Genomic DNA, 13,042 nt, shown 5'->3' with positions numbered 1-13,042 from the left:
AGATGACTGAGACCAAACGCGGGGGCTTGGCGCTCCACTGGCTGATGCTGATCGGCTTCACCGTCGGCCTGGGCGCCGGCCTGTGGGTCAATTTGACCCTCGGCGCCGACACGCCCTGGGTCGTCTGGCTGACCGACAACGTCACCGGCCCGGCTGGGCAGATCTTCCTTCGCCTGCTGTTCATGATGGTCATCCCCTTGCTGTTCTCGGCTCTGGTGATCGGGGTGGCGGAGATGGGGGATCTGAACGCCCTTGGCCGGGCGGGGATCAGGACCCTGCTTCTGACCATACTGGTGTCCGGCATCGCCGTGGTCATAGGGCTGGTGATGGTCAATCTGTTGCAGCCCGGTCGCGGCGTCGATCCGGCCATGGCTCAACAGTTGCTGGAGCAAGGCCGCGACGGCGCTGCCGGTATCGTCCAGAATGCGCCGGAGACCATCCAGCTCGGCGACTTCTTCCTAGGCCTGGTTCCGTCCAACGCGGTTACGGCGGCGGCGGAGAACCAGATCCTGCCGCTCATGGTTTTCGCCCTGTTCTTCGGCATCGGCCTGGTCATGGCCAAGAGCCCCGCCACCGACCGCCTCCAGCAGGTCATCGAAGGCATTCTCGAAGTCACGATGAAGCTGATCAACCTCTTCATCAAACTGGCGCCCATCGCCATCGCCTGCCTGATGTTCAATCTGGCGGCTCTGTTCGGCTGGGATCTGCTGGTGCGTCTGGCCGCCTTCGTCGGTGTCGCCGTCGGGGCCATGGCGATCCATATGTTCGTGGTCTATCCCCTCGTCATCTGGATCCTCGGCGGGCGCTCGCCGTTCGGCTTCTTCAAGGCGGTGCGCGAGCCCATGGTGGTGGCCTTCTCCACCGCCTCGTCAAACGCCTCCCTGCCGGTGTCGCTGAAGGCGGCCGAGCACGAGTTGAAACTGCCGCGCAAGATCGCCCGTTTCGTGCTGACCGTCGGCGCCACCGCCAACCAGAACGGCACGGCCCTGTTCGAGGGGGTGACGGTGCTGTTCCTGGCCCAGTTCTTCAACGTCGAGCTGAGCCTGACCCAGCAGTTGATCGTCATGCTGGTCTGCATCCTGGGGGGAATCGGCACGGCGGGCGTTCCGGCCGGCTCACTGCCCGTGGTGGCCATGATCCTGGTCATGGTGAAGGTGCCGCCGGAAGGGATCGGTCTGATCCTGGGCGTCGATCGCTTCCTGGACATGTGCCGCACGACGCTGAACGTCACCGGCGACCTGGTGCTGGCCACCGTCGTCTCGCGCGGCGAGAAGGACGAGCCGGTCGAGCCGATCACCGAAAACCCGGCCTCGCCGCCGATCCTGGCCTGAGCGGCGTCAGGCCCCGGTGGCGACGGGGGTGTCGGTTCGAGATCCCCATTCAGCCCATGATCCGTCATACAGGCGCGACGGCCGCCCCAGGGTTTCGAGCGCCAGGCTGATGATTGCGGCCGTGACGCCTGATCCGCAGGTCGTCACGACCGGTCGGGCCGGGTCCAGTCCGGCGGCGGCCAGGACGTCATTCAGGGACGCCCCCTGTTTCAGCCGACCGTCGCCGTCGATCAGGGCGGCGTAGGGCAGGTTGATCGCGCCGGGCATATGGCCCGCACGGACGCCGGGCCGGGGTTCCGCCGCCTGGCCGGCGAAGCGGGCGGGACCGCGGGCGTCGGCGACCTGAATCCCCTCCGCGAGTGCGGCGCGCACATCATCCAGCCCGGCGACTGCGTCCGCGTCGAAATCCGGGGTGAAACGGGCGGGCGAGGGCGGAGGCGGGGTCCCGGCTTCGACGGGGCGTCCCTCGGACTTCCACTTCGGCAGACCGCCGTCCAGCACCTGGACATGGGCGGCGCCCATGACCTTCAGCATCCAGCGGACGCGGGCCGCCGAAAACAGGCCGACGGAATCATAGACCACCACCCGGTCCTCCTCGCCGATCCCCAGGTCCGACAGGGCGGATGCGAAGGCAGCGGGCGAGGGCAGCATGTGGGGCAGGCCGCTGGAGCCGTCAGAGACGCCGTCCAGATCAAAGAAGCGGGCGCCGGGAATATGTTCGACCGCGAACTCGGCCCGGCCGTCCCGTCCGTCCAGATGCCAGCTGGCGTCCAGGATGCGCAGCGACGGATCATCCGTCAGGGCGGCGAGATCCTCTGTGGAGATCAGGGGAAAGAGGGGCGAGGTCTGGGTCATGGGCCCAGCCTAATGTCAGGCGCGGTCCAGCACCAGTTGCACCACGTCGGTCCGCCGCGATCGGAAGCCCGCCTCGCAATAGGCCAGATAGAAGCGCCACAGCCGGCGGAACCGCTCGTCGAAACCGGTGATGCGCCGGATGTCGGACCAGGCGGCCTGGAAGCGATCGTCCCAGAGCTTCAGCGTCTCGGCATAGTCCAGACCGAAGCGTTCGATGGGGCCCCAGGTCAGGCCGGCGGCGGCGACGACCGGCTTCAGCCGCTCTTCCGACGGCAGCATGCCGCCGGGGAAGACGTACTTTTGGATGAAGTCGGTGCGGGCGTTGTATTCGTCGAACAGGGGCTCCTGGATGGTGATGATCTGGAGGCCGGCGCGGCCGCCGGGCTTCAGCACCTCATGGATCTTGCCGAAATAGGCGGGCCAGTATTCCTTGCCGACCGCCTCGAACATCTCGATGGAGGCGACGCGGTCGAAGCGGCCCTGGACGTCGCGGTAGTCGGTCAGTTCGATCGTCGCCCGGTCCGAGAGGCCGGCGTTGAATAGGCGCCGGCGGGCGAAGTCGTGCTGTTCCTTCGAAATGGTCAGGCCGGTGACCTGGGCGCCGATCTCGCGGGCGGCGAACTCGGCGAAGCCGCCCCAGCCGCAGCCGATCTCCAGCACCGACATGCCCGGCTTGAGGTCCATCATCCGGGCCAGGGCGGCGTATTTGGCCTGCTGGGCGGCCTCCAGCGACCGGTCGGCGCCGTCGAACCGGGCCGCGGAATAGGTCATCGAACGGTCCAGCCAGGTCGAATAGAAGGCGTTGCCCAGGTCGTAGTGGGCGTGGATGTTCTTTTTAGAGCCTGTCCGGCTGTTGCGGTTGCGCCGGTGGACCAGCCAGTTGACCGCCTTCATCAGCCAGTTGCCGTCGAACAGGCGGCGGATGTGGTCATAGTTCTCGACCAGGGTCTCCAGCAGGGCGGCCAGATGGGGGCTGTCCCATTCACCGGCCATATAGGCCTCGGCGAAGCCGATGTCGCCGGCGGCCAGGACGCGGCGGGCGAAGCGATAGTCCTTGACTTCAAGTACGCCACTGGGGCCGGGACGGGCGCCCTCCAGCACATGGACATCGCCGTTCGGCAGGCGAACGGTCAGGCGGCCGAAGGTCCAATTCGACGCCAGCAGACGCAGCAGCAGGCCGAAAACGCGCGGGGTGCGGGCGGCGGCGGCCTCGATGTCCAGAGCGGCGGCAGTCATGCAAGAACCTCTGTCTCAATCGTCAGTCAGGATCAGCGGACGCATCGCGACCCGACACCGTCTTCAAGGCGTCGAGGGCGCGCGCACGCGCCTGGGCATGATCCAAGATAGGGTGCGGATAGTCCGTTCCAAGCCTCACTCCCGCGTCGCGCAGAACTTCGGCGGGGGCTGTCCACGGCGAATGGAGCCAACGGTCCGGCAGGCGGCGCAGCTCGGGAACCCAGCGACGGACATAGGCGCCGTCGGGGTCGAACTTTTCGCCCTGACCTATGGGATTGAAGATGCGGAAGTATGGGGCGGCGTCGGCGCCCGAGCCCGCCACCCACTGCCAGTTCTGCACATTGCTGGCCAGGTCGGCGTCCACCAGAGTGTCCCAGAACCAGGCCTCCCCCTCGCGCCAGTCGATCAGCAGATGTTTGACCAGGAAGGAGGCCGCGACCATCCGCAACCGGTTGTGCATCCAGCCGGTCGTCCACAGTTGACGCATGCCGGCGTCGACCAGCGGATAGCCGGTGCGGCCCCGCTTCCACGCCTCCAGCCCCTCGGGATCGTTGCGCCAAGGCATGGCCTCATATTCCGGACGGAAGGCCCGGTCGACGATCGTCGGGAAATGGTGGAGCAGATGGGCCGAGAAGTCGCGCCAGCCCAGCTCGGAGACGAACTTGGCCGCCTCGACCGCCGGCGCGGTCTCGCGGACCCGATGGGCCGCACGCCAGGGGCTGATCTCGCCCCAGTGAAGGTGAGGCGACAGGCGGCTGGTGGAGGACAGGCCGGGGCGGTCGCGGCCCCCCGAATAGGTCTTCGCGCCGCGCGCCAGGAAGTCGGACAGGGTCGCCGCGGCGCCGGCCTCGCCCGGCGTCCAGTCGAAGCCTTTCGACCAGTCGGGTCGGGTGGGGTGCAGACCCCAGTCGTCGGTCGCCTCGCTCGCCACCTCGGCCGGGGTCTCGATCCGACGCGGTCCGGTCGTGTGCGGCGGCGGCTCGGCGCTGGCCAGCAGGGCCTTCATGAAGGGGGTGAAGACCTTGTAGGGCGCGTCTGAGCCGTTCAGCACGGCGCCCGGCCGCGCCAGGAGCGACCCGTTGAAGCCCCGGCAGTCGACGCCGGCAGACTTCAGCTCATGGGCGATCTCGGCGTCGCGGGCGAAGGCGGCGGGCTCGAACAGGCGGTTCATGAAGACGGCGTCGGCGCCGGTTCCCTGGATCAACACCTGAAGCTGCACCAGGGCCTCGCCCCGCCGCAGGATCAGCCGCGATCCCCGCTCGCGCAGCGCGGCGTCCAGGGCGCGCAGAGACTTGTCCAGCCACCACAGCGAGGCGGCGCCCGCCGGGCGGTCCGGGTCGCGGTCCAGGATGAAGACCGGCAGGACCGGACGGCCGGTCGCGGCGGCCTGGTTGAGGGCGGGATTGTCGAGCAAGCGAAGGTCGCGGCGAAACCAAAGGACGACAGGCTTGGGGGCCACGCAGGCGAACTCCATGATGATAGCTTGCGCTCACGGGAAATGAGCGCCACCTGATGGCCTCATAGCTGCGGCAAACGCCGCTCCCATAACGCCTGAACTTCGAAAGAGCCGCCTCGTGAGCCGACCCAACGCCGTCATTACGTTGTCCGAAGGTCTTCGGACGCCTGTCGTCATCGGCGGCGGCGCCCGAATCGTCTTAATCGCCGGCCCGTGCCAGATGGAGAGCCGTCAGCACGCGCTGGAGACGGCCCATGCGCTGAAGGAAATCGGCGAGCGGCTGAAGGTCGGCATCATCTACAAGACCAGTTTCGACAAGGCGAACCGGACCAGCGCCAATGCGGCGCGGGGAATCGGCCTGAAGGACTCCCTGCCGATCTTCGCCGAGATCCGCGAGGTGACGGGCCTGCCGACCCTGACCGACGTCCACTCCGAGGCGCAGTGCGGACCCGTCGGCGAGGTGGTCGACGTGCTGCAGATCCCGGCCTTTTTGAGCCGCCAGACCGACCTGCTGCTGGCTGCGGCCGCGACCGGCAAGGCGATCAACATCAAGAAGGGTCAGTTCCTGGCCCCCTGGGACATGAAGAACGTCGTGGCCAAGGTGGTCGGGGCCGGCAATCCGAACGTCATGGCCTGCGAGCGGGGCGCCAGCTTCGGCTACAACACCCTGGTCAGCGACATGCGGGCGCTTCCGGTGCTGCGCGACATCGGCTGCCCGGTGGTGTTCGACGCGACCCACAGCGTGCAGCAGCCGGGCGGGCAGGGCACCTCGTCGGGCGGCCAGCGCGAGTTCGTGCCGGTTCTGGCCCGCGCCGCCGTCTCGGTGGGCGTGGACGTGGTCTTCATGGAGACCCACCCGGACCCCGACAACGCCCCGTCGGACGGCCCGAACATGGTGCCGCTGGATCAGTTCGAGGCCCTGGCGGCCCAGCTGATCGCCTTCGATGATCTGGCCATCCAGATCGGCGCCAAGACGACCCTGGCCTGACATGACGCCCCGGATGATCGTGGTGACCGGCGGAGCCGGCTTCATCGGCTCCAACATCGTGGCCCGGCTGACGAAGGAGACGGCCTATGACGTCGTCGTCTGTGATCGGCTGGAGACGGCCGATCTGGGCAAGTGGCGGAATCTGGCCAAACATCCGATCGCGGATTTCTGGTCTCCCGAGGAGATGTTCGACCAGCTGGAGCGCCATGCCGAACGGATCGAGGCCGTGGTCCATATGGGCGCGATCTCCTCGACGACCGAACCGGATGCGGACCTGATCCTGCGGACCAACTTCACCCTGTCGCGCGATCTCTGGGACTGGTGCGCCATCCGCAACGTCCGCCTGATCTACGCCTCCTCGGCGGCCACCTACGGCGACGGCGGGACGGGGTTCAACGACGATGACGACGCCCTGTCCCTGGCGCAGCTGCGGCCCCTGAACGCCTACGGCTATTCCAAGCTTCTGTTCGACCAGTACGCGGTTCGACAGGCGGACCGGGACCAGGCGCCGCCGCAATGGGCGGGGTTGAAATTCTTCAATGTCTATGGACCGAACGAGGGCCACAAGGGCGGGATGAAGTCGGTTGTCGCCCAGATCTGGCCCAAGGTGGCGGCGGGCGAGACCGTCAGCCTCTTCCGCTCGCACAACCCCGCCTATGCCGACGGGGGGCAGCTGAGGGACTTCGTCTATGTGGACGATGTGGTCGATGTGATCGAGTTTCTGCTGCAGTCGCCTCAGGTCTCGGGGATCTTCAACGCCGGCTCGGGCCAGGCCCGCTCCTTCGCCGACCTGGCGCGCGCCACCTTCGCCGCAGCCGGCAAACCTGAGGCGATCGCCTATATCGACATGCCCGAGGTCATCCGCGACCGATACCAGTATTTCACCCAGGCGCGGATGGATCGCATCCGGGCTGCGGGTTTCGAGGGACAGGCGACGCCTCTGGAAGAGGGAGTGCGGCGCTATGTTCAGCAATTCCTTTCTCAGCCAGACCCTTATCGATGAAACATCTGACATTGCGTCAATGGATTGGATACAGCGGCTTTGTCCTGGTCTTTCTGTTGACGGCGGCGGTGGCCGTTTGGCGGGGCGACATTCTGCGCGCCGCCCTTGATCCGCAGATTCCGTTTCAGACCTATCGCCCGCCCCCGGCGCCCGACTACGCCCAGCCCTCGGCCTGGGCCCTTCTGGACGCGCGGGTTCAAGGATCCGGCGCGGCCAATGTCTTCTTCGTCCACTCAACGACCTTCGACGGCGGCCGCGACTGGAACGGCGCGATCGGCGACAAGAAGGCCGACGCCTATCTGGAGCGCGTGGTTCTGCCGAACTACGCCGGACCCTTCGCTCGCGCCGGCGCCGTCAGCGCGCCCCGCTATAGGCAGGCCAGCCTCTATACGCGGCTGACCCTGCGCGACGACGCGCGCGAAGCGCGCGCCTTCGCCTATGACGATATTCTGTCCGCCTTCGACGTCTGGCTGGGTCGCCATCCGACGGGCCCCATCGTCCTGGCGGGGGTGGAGCAGGGGGCCGATCTTCTGGATCGTTTGATCCGGGAACGGATCGCGCCTGATCCCGCGCTAAGAAGCCGGATGGTCGCGGCCTATCTGATGGACGCCATCATCGCCGTCGAAAACCTGCCGGCCGACACGCCGCCCTGCGCCGACCGGCGGCAGATCCACTGCGTCGTCGCCTGGTCTCAAGTCGGCGCTCCCGATGATGCGGCCGCGCATCGCCGGCTTCGACGGGCGACGGTTTGGGACGAGCGCGGACAGTTCGTCGATCTTGCGGGCCGCCGCCCGGTCTGCGTCAATCCGGTGACGGGCGGAACGGGCGAAGCGCGCGTCCCCGCACGGCTTCATCGCGGCGCCACCAACGCCACCGGCCTGGAATGGGGCGCAAGGCCGGCCCTGATGGCGCGGGAGGTCGAGACCCAGTGCCGCGACGGATTGCTGCGCCACAGCTGGCCTGATCTGGAGTCCTTCAAGGAAAGAGGGAGTTGGGCGGATCGACGAAAAGCCCGCCCTTACAACTTGTTCTATGGTGATATTGAAGACGATGTTGCGGAGCGTCTGGCGGTTTACGCCGCTCGGGCGGGCTGAAACGGTCGTCTCGCGTCCGGTTTTTATGGCGCAGCCGCCTGCCGCGGCGTAACCTGGGGTTCTCAAGGAGGCCCCCCATGGACGTGCTCACCATCTTCGCCGGCGTTCTGCTGTTCCTCGCCGTCTCGCTGCTGTTCAGCGTGATCAAGATCGTGCCCCAAGGGCGCGAATTCACAGTCGAACGGTTCGGAAAATACACCAAGACCTTGAGCCCCGGCATTGGCTTTCTGACCCCGTTCGTGGAACGAATCGGCAAGCGGATGAACATGATGGAGCAGGTTCTTGACGTACCGACTCAGGAAGTCATCACCAAGGACAACGCCATGGTCCGGGTGGATGGCATCGTCTTCATCCAGGTGATGGACGCCGCCCGCGCCGCCTATCGGGTCGACGACCTGACCTACGCCATCGCTCAACTGTGCATGACCAATCTGCGAACTGTGGTCGGCTCAATGGAGCTGGACGAGGTGTTGAGCCAGCGCGACAGCATCAACACCCGCCTGCTGCACGTCATCGACGCGGCGACCGAGCCCTGGGGCGTCAAGGTCAACAGGATCGAGATCAAGGACCTGACCCCGCCGACCGACGTCACCAACGCCATGGCCCGTCAGATGAAGGCCGAGCGCGAACGCCGCGCTGTGGTGACCGAAGCCGACGGCGAGAAACAGGCCGCCATCGCCCGCGCCGAGGGCGCCAAACAGGCAGCCATTCTGGAGGCCGAAGGCCGCAAGGAGGCCGCCTTCCGCGACGCCGAGGCGCGCGAGCGGGAAGCCGAGGCGGAAGCCCGCGCCACCGCCATGGTGTCGGAAGCCATCGCCCGAGGGGACGTCAACGCCATCAACTATTTCGTCGCCCAGAAATACGTCGAGGCCTTCGCCGACCTGGCCCGCAGCCCTCAGCAGCGGACCGTCATCGTTCCGGCGGAAATGGGCGCCCTCGTCGGCACGATCGCCGGCATCGGCGAGATGGTCGGCTTGGCCAAGGCTCAGCAGCAGGACGCGCCGCAGCCTGCTCGGCCAACGACGACCGCACGTCGTTCGTCGGTTCCGCCGACCGCCTGATCGGAGCGCGCGACATGACCCTTGTGGCCGATCTCTACACCGCCCAGCCGTTCTGGATCTGGCTGGGCGTGGGCGTGCTCCTTCTGGCGGTGGAGGCGATGTTCTCGACCGAATGGCTGCTGTGGCCTGCGGTCTCGGCGGGACTGGTGGCGGTGATGACGGCGGTGGGTCTGCGTCTGGGCCTGCCGGGCGAGGTCGCCGTCTTCGCCGTTCTGACCGTGATCGCCACCATTCTGTCGCGGCGTCTGGTGCAGAAAGCCAATCCGCCCGGCCAGGACATCAACGATCGGGACAGTCGCCTGCTTGATCAGCGCGCCCGGGTCGTGGAGGCCTTCGTCGCCGGCCACGGGCGGGTGTTCGTATCCGGCGCCGAATGGGCTGCCGTGATCGAGGGCGAGGCGCCCGAACCAGGGCAGGACGTGGTGGTCAAGGGCGTCAGCGGATCGGTGCTGACCGTGCGCTCGGCCGTCTGAATCCAAGCCGGCGCTTCAGCTGGACAGAAAGGCTTTCAGCGCGGCGGGCTTGATGGGTTTGGGCAGCAGCACCGCCCCGGCGGCGGTCGCCTGATCGTTCAGGCCGTCGCGCGTATCGGCCGTGACCAAGGCGATCCGACGCACGCCCAGCGGCCGCAGCCAGTCGATCACCGCAAATCCTTCCGGCCCTTCGCCCAGATGCAGGTCGATCAGGGCGGCGTCGAACGGCCCCGTCGCGGCCTTTGCGGCCTCAAGGCTGGACGCTGTGACCGGACGGGCGCCCCAGCGGGTCAGCAGGGCCGTCAAGGCGTCCAGGATCACCGGCTCATTGTCGACGCAGAGCACCCGCAAACCCGACAGAGGCAGCCGCGTCTCCTTCAGCGGCGCCGGTTCAGGCGGACGATCGGCGTGACGGCGCGGCGCCGTAATGCGGAAGGCGGTTCCGGCCCCGACGCGGGACGTCAGCGTCAGCGGATGATCCAGCAGGCTGGACAATCGTCGCACGATGGCCAGGCCCAGCCCCGCGCCCGGTTCATCGACCGGCGCTCCGGGCAGGCGGACGAACTCCCCGAAAACGGTCTCACGATCGGCGTCGGGGATGCCTCGCCCGGTGTCGTACACCAGGATTTGCACGGTCTCGCCCTTGCGCCGCGCCCCGACCAGCACCCGTCCGGTGTCCGTATACCGAATAGCGTTGGCGATCAGGTTCTGAAGCATCGACCGCAGCAGATCCCGGTCCGACTGCACCCACAGACCGCTCCGCACCAGAGTCAGCCGCAGCCCCTTGGCCTCCGCCACCGGCAGATATTCGCGCTCCAGCTCGTCGAACAGTCCGTCCAGCGACACCTGTGTCACGGCCGCCTTCACCCCGCCGGCCTCCAGCTTCGACAGGTTCAAAAGAGCGGTCAGAAGCCGGTGCGCGCTGTCTATGGCCCGGTCCGCATTCAGGGCCAGGGTGCGGCCGGCCGGCCCCGCCTCCGGTCCCGAGACGGCCGGCTCTTCCTTGAGGGCGGCGATGAACAGCCGCGCGGCATGCAAAGGCTGCAACAGGTCGTGGCTGGCGGCGGCCAGGAAGCGGGTCTTGGAGGCCGTCGCCTCCTCCGCCGCGCGCCGCGCTTCCTCGAGCCGAGCCGTCCGGTCGGCGACCCGAGCTTCCAGCCTTTCGTTGGCCTCTTCCAACTGGCTGGCCGCCCGCCGCAGGGCGGTGATGTCCGTATAGCTGGTCACATAGCCGCCGCCGGGAATCGGCGCCCCGGACGAACGCAGCACCCGCCCGTCCGGCTGAAGCCGTTCATGGTCATGGGGAATGCGCCGGCTCAAGGCTTCCAGCCGCCGCTCCACCCAGGTGTCAATGTCGTTGGGGCTTTCACCGCGTTCGGCGTTCAGTCGATAGATGCTGGCGATCGGCAAGCCGACGTGAACGAAGCCGGCCGGGAGATCGAACATAGACACATATCGGCGATTCCAGGCCGTTATGCGCAGGTCTTCGTCCACGACGATCACGCCCTGGTCGATATTGTCCAGGGTCGTCTGAAGCAGGTCCCGACTGAATTGGACGGCCTGGGACGCCTCGTCCAGCATCCGCACCACATCCTCGGGCGCGCGGCCGCCGCCGGCCAGGGCGGCGGCGATCACCCGCCGAGCCGAGGCCGCCCCGATGGCGCCGGCCAGCATCCGCTCCGCCGCCCTTGCCAAACTCGCATTGGCCGGATCGGCGTCTCGCAACCGGACATCGGTTTCGGCGCTCCAGGCCGCAAAGGCCCGCTCGGCGCGTTCGTCCCCGATGAAGCGGGCGACGAGGGCGCGCAGATCGCCGACCGAGGCGCCGGCCGGCGACGGCCGCGCCTCCAGCCAGTCGGGCCCCAGACGATCGACGAAGGCCCGCGCCTGGAGAGGCGCCGGCCGGCGACGGCCGCGCCTCCAGCCAGTCGGGCCCCAGACGATCGACGAAGGCCCGCGCCTGGACTCGGTCGATCAGCCGCGGCTGGGCGAACCGCGACACCCCGACATAGGCGGCCAGGTTCAGCCCCAGGCTGACGAAGACGCCCAGCGCCAGCGGGTCCTTAACCCCCAACATGACATGCAGATGCCAGGGCGCGGCCGGCGCCAGCTGGGGCAGGGCCAGCATGGCGATCCAGACCGTGATCCCGACGGTGACGCCCGCCAGGGCGCCGTGGGCGTGACCGCCGCGCCACAATACGGCGCCGAACAGGGCGGGCGCCAGTTGCGCCATGGCGGCGAAGGACACCAGCCCCATGGCCGCCAGCCCCCGCGACTGATCAGTCGCCTGATAGTAAAGCCAGGCCAGCAGCAGCACCGCCACAATGGCCCCCCGTCGCACCTGCAATATGATGCCAGACATGTCCGAGGCGTCGCCGCGCAACCGCCATCGGTCTCGCGCCAGGAAGGGCAGGATCAGGCTGTTGGACACCATGGCCGACAGGGCCACGGCCTCGACGATGACCATGGCCGTGGCGGCGGAAAACCCCCCGACGAAGACGACGGCGGTCAGCCACGTCTCGCCCCGCCCGAACGGCAGGGCCAGAACCAGCAGGTCGGGGTTGGTCGAGGGTGCGAACAGGGCGCCGGCGGCCACCAACGGCAGCACCGCCAGGCTGGTCAGCACCAGATAGGCCGGAAAAATCCAGCGGGCCCGGCGCACATGGCTGGGGTCGGCGCCCTCGACGAAGGCGACGTGAAACTGACGCGGCAGACAGAAGATGGCCAGGGTGGCGATCAGGGCGATGGCCAGGAATCGAGGCGTCAGCTCCGGCGGGGCGGCGAGGGCGCCCAGCCCCTCTCGGATTGTCGCGCCTGAACCGTTCTGAACCAGCAGCAACAGGGCGAAGGCCGCGACCAGAAGCAGAGCGCCCAGCTTGACCAGGGACTCCAACCCGACGGCCTGGATCAGGCCCCGATTGTGTTCGGTCAGATCCGGCCGCCGCGCCCCGAACAATATGGCGAACCCCGCCAGCACCCCCGCCAGCACCAGAACGGTCAGGCTCTCGGAACCGGCCACCGGCGTCCCCGCCGTCAACAGGGCCCCCGCCATGGACAGGGATTTCAGCTGCAGCGCGATGTAGGGCAGGGAGCCCAGTATGGCGACCAGCGTCACGACCGCGCCCAGGGTCTGGCTCTTGCCATAGCGGGACGCCACGAAGTCCGCCATCGAGCCGACGTTCTCGCGCCGGGCGGCGGCGGCGATCCGACGCCACAGAGGAAACAGCACCGTTAGCCCCAGCACCGGGCCGATGTAGATGGGCAGATACTCCCACCCCTCACGGGCTGCGGTGCCCACCGCGCCATAATAGGTCCAGGAGGTGCAGTAGATGGCCAGCGACAGGGCATAGACCGACGGACCCAGGCCGCGCCCGCGCGCGCCCGGCCGCTCCTGGTGCCAGGCGACGCCGAACAGCACCGCCATATAGGCGATGACCAGGCCGAGGATCATCAGGCTGAACATGGCGGCATCTGAACCGGGCAGGGGGGCTTTCACAAGGGAAAGGCGGGCCGTCTTGCGACGACCCGCCCCTCATCCACGCCTG

General features: G+C 67.8%; 11 protein-coding genes. 6 read left to right on the top strand and 5 right to left on the bottom strand.

Annotated elements, in window-relative coordinates; all coding sequences use genetic code 11:
- Positions 1 to 2 precede the first annotated feature (2 nt).
- Positions 3 to 1,331, top strand: a complete 1,329-nt coding sequence (locus tag JL11_RS11520) for a dicarboxylate/amino acid:cation symporter (protein WP_054765783.1) — start codon at positions 3 to 5, stop codon at positions 1,329 to 1,331.
- A 6-nt stretch (positions 1,332 to 1,337) separates the two neighbouring features.
- Here JL11_RS11520 and sseA read toward each other — a convergent pair whose 3' ends face one another.
- The 3 genes from sseA to JL11_RS11505 are packed head-to-tail and all read right to left on the bottom strand — an operon-like array spanning position 1,338 to position 4,881.
- On the bottom strand, positions 1,338 to 2,186 hold the full coding sequence (gene sseA, locus JL11_RS11515; RefSeq protein WP_054765782.1) for a 3-mercaptopyruvate sulfurtransferase: 849 nt from the start codon (positions 2,184 to 2,186) through the stop codon (positions 1,338 to 1,340).
- 15 nt (positions 2,187 to 2,201) lie between these two features.
- Entirely contained in the window at positions 2,202 to 3,422 is a 1,221-nt protein-coding gene (locus JL11_RS11510; RefSeq protein ID WP_054765781.1) for an SAM-dependent methyltransferase, read from the bottom strand.
- A 22-nt stretch (positions 3,423 to 3,444) separates the two neighbouring features.
- A complete protein-coding gene (locus JL11_RS11505; protein ID WP_335337460.1) occupies positions 3,445 to 4,881 on the bottom strand; it encodes a cryptochrome/photolyase family protein in 1,437 nt (478 codons plus the stop codon).
- A gap of 115 nt (positions 4,882 to 4,996) precedes the next feature.
- Here JL11_RS11505 and kdsA point away from each other — a divergent pair, with 115 nt between their 5' ends.
- The 5 genes from kdsA (at position 4,997) to JL11_RS11480 (ending at position 9,497) form a co-directional block, all read left to right on the top strand.
- Positions 4,997 to 5,866: a 3-deoxy-8-phosphooctulonate synthase gene (gene kdsA, locus JL11_RS11500; protein ID WP_442853660.1), complete on the top strand. Its 870-nt coding sequence runs from the start codon at positions 4,997 to 4,999 to the stop codon at positions 5,864 to 5,866.
- Between the two features lies 1 nt (position 5,867).
- Positions 5,868 to 6,869, top strand: coding sequence for an ADP-glyceromanno-heptose 6-epimerase (rfaD, locus tag JL11_RS11495; RefSeq protein WP_054765779.1), 1,002 nt, complete (start codon positions 5,868 to 5,870; stop codon positions 6,867 to 6,869).
- Positions 6,866 to 7,963 (top strand): DUF3089 domain-containing protein, encoded by a 1,098-nt coding sequence (locus JL11_RS11490; RefSeq protein WP_054765778.1) that lies wholly within the window; start codon positions 6,866 to 6,868, stop codon positions 7,961 to 7,963. Before rfaD ends, JL11_RS11490 begins: the two co-directional genes overlap by 4 nt.
- Positions 7,964 to 8,040: 77 nt before the next feature.
- On the top strand, positions 8,041 to 9,024 hold the full coding sequence (locus JL11_RS11485) for an SPFH domain-containing protein (RefSeq protein WP_054765777.1): 984 nt from the start codon (positions 8,041 to 8,043) through the stop codon (positions 9,022 to 9,024).
- Between the two features lie 14 nt (positions 9,025 to 9,038).
- The gene (locus JL11_RS11480; protein WP_054765776.1) at positions 9,039 to 9,497 is read left to right on the top strand and encodes an NfeD family protein; all 459 of its coding nucleotides are present in this window, start codon (positions 9,039 to 9,041) and stop codon (positions 9,495 to 9,497) included.
- Between the two features lie 15 nt (positions 9,498 to 9,512).
- Here the strand turns inward: JL11_RS11480 and JL11_RS17990 are convergent, their stop codons facing one another.
- Together JL11_RS17990 and JL11_RS18215 are read right to left on the bottom strand one after the other, a co-directional pair.
- Positions 9,513 to 10,979, bottom strand: a complete 1,467-nt coding sequence (locus JL11_RS17990) for an ATP-binding response regulator (RefSeq protein ID WP_335337466.1) — start codon at positions 10,977 to 10,979, stop codon at positions 9,513 to 9,515.
- Positions 10,864 to 12,960 (bottom strand): sodium:solute symporter family protein, encoded by a 2,097-nt coding sequence (locus tag JL11_RS18215; protein ID WP_335337459.1) that lies wholly within the window; start codon positions 12,958 to 12,960, stop codon positions 10,864 to 10,866. Before JL11_RS18215 ends, JL11_RS17990 begins: the two co-directional genes overlap by 116 nt.
- Positions 12,961 to 13,042: the final 82 nt, after the last annotated feature.

The organism is Brevundimonas sp. DS20, from assembly GCF_001310255.1.
GTDB classification, from domain to species: domain Bacteria; phylum Pseudomonadota; class Alphaproteobacteria; order Caulobacterales; family Caulobacteraceae; genus Brevundimonas; species Brevundimonas aurantiaca.
Note: the sequence above shows the minus strand (reverse complement) of the source record. Positions and strands in the feature narration are given on the sequence as shown.

Bases quoted from the DNA above. Each gene is read 5' to 3' on its own strand.
- JL11_RS11520 (WP_054765783.1), top strand. From the start codon at position 3: ATGACTGAGACCAAACGCGGGGGCTTGGCGCTCCACTGGCTGATGCTG.
- sseA (WP_054765782.1), bottom strand. From the start codon at position 2,186: ATGACCCAGACCTCGCCCCTCTTTCCCCTGATCTCCACAGAGGATCTC.
- JL11_RS11510 (WP_054765781.1), bottom strand. From the start codon at position 3,422: ATGACTGCCGCCGCTCTGGACATCGAGGCCGCCGCCGCCCGCACCCCG.
- rfaD (WP_054765779.1), top strand. From the start codon at position 5,868: ATGACGCCCCGGATGATCGTGGTGACCGGCGGAGCCGGCTTCATCGGC.
- JL11_RS11490 (WP_054765778.1), top strand. From the start codon at position 6,866: ATGAAACATCTGACATTGCGTCAATGGATTGGATACAGCGGCTTTGTC.
- JL11_RS11485 (WP_054765777.1), top strand. From the start codon at position 8,041: ATGGACGTGCTCACCATCTTCGCCGGCGTTCTGCTGTTCCTCGCCGTC.
- JL11_RS11480 (WP_054765776.1), top strand. From the start codon at position 9,039: ATGACCCTTGTGGCCGATCTCTACACCGCCCAGCCGTTCTGGATCTGG.
- JL11_RS18215 (WP_335337459.1), bottom strand. From the start codon at position 12,960: ATGTTCAGCCTGATGATCCTCGGCCTGGTCATCGCCTATATGGCGGTG.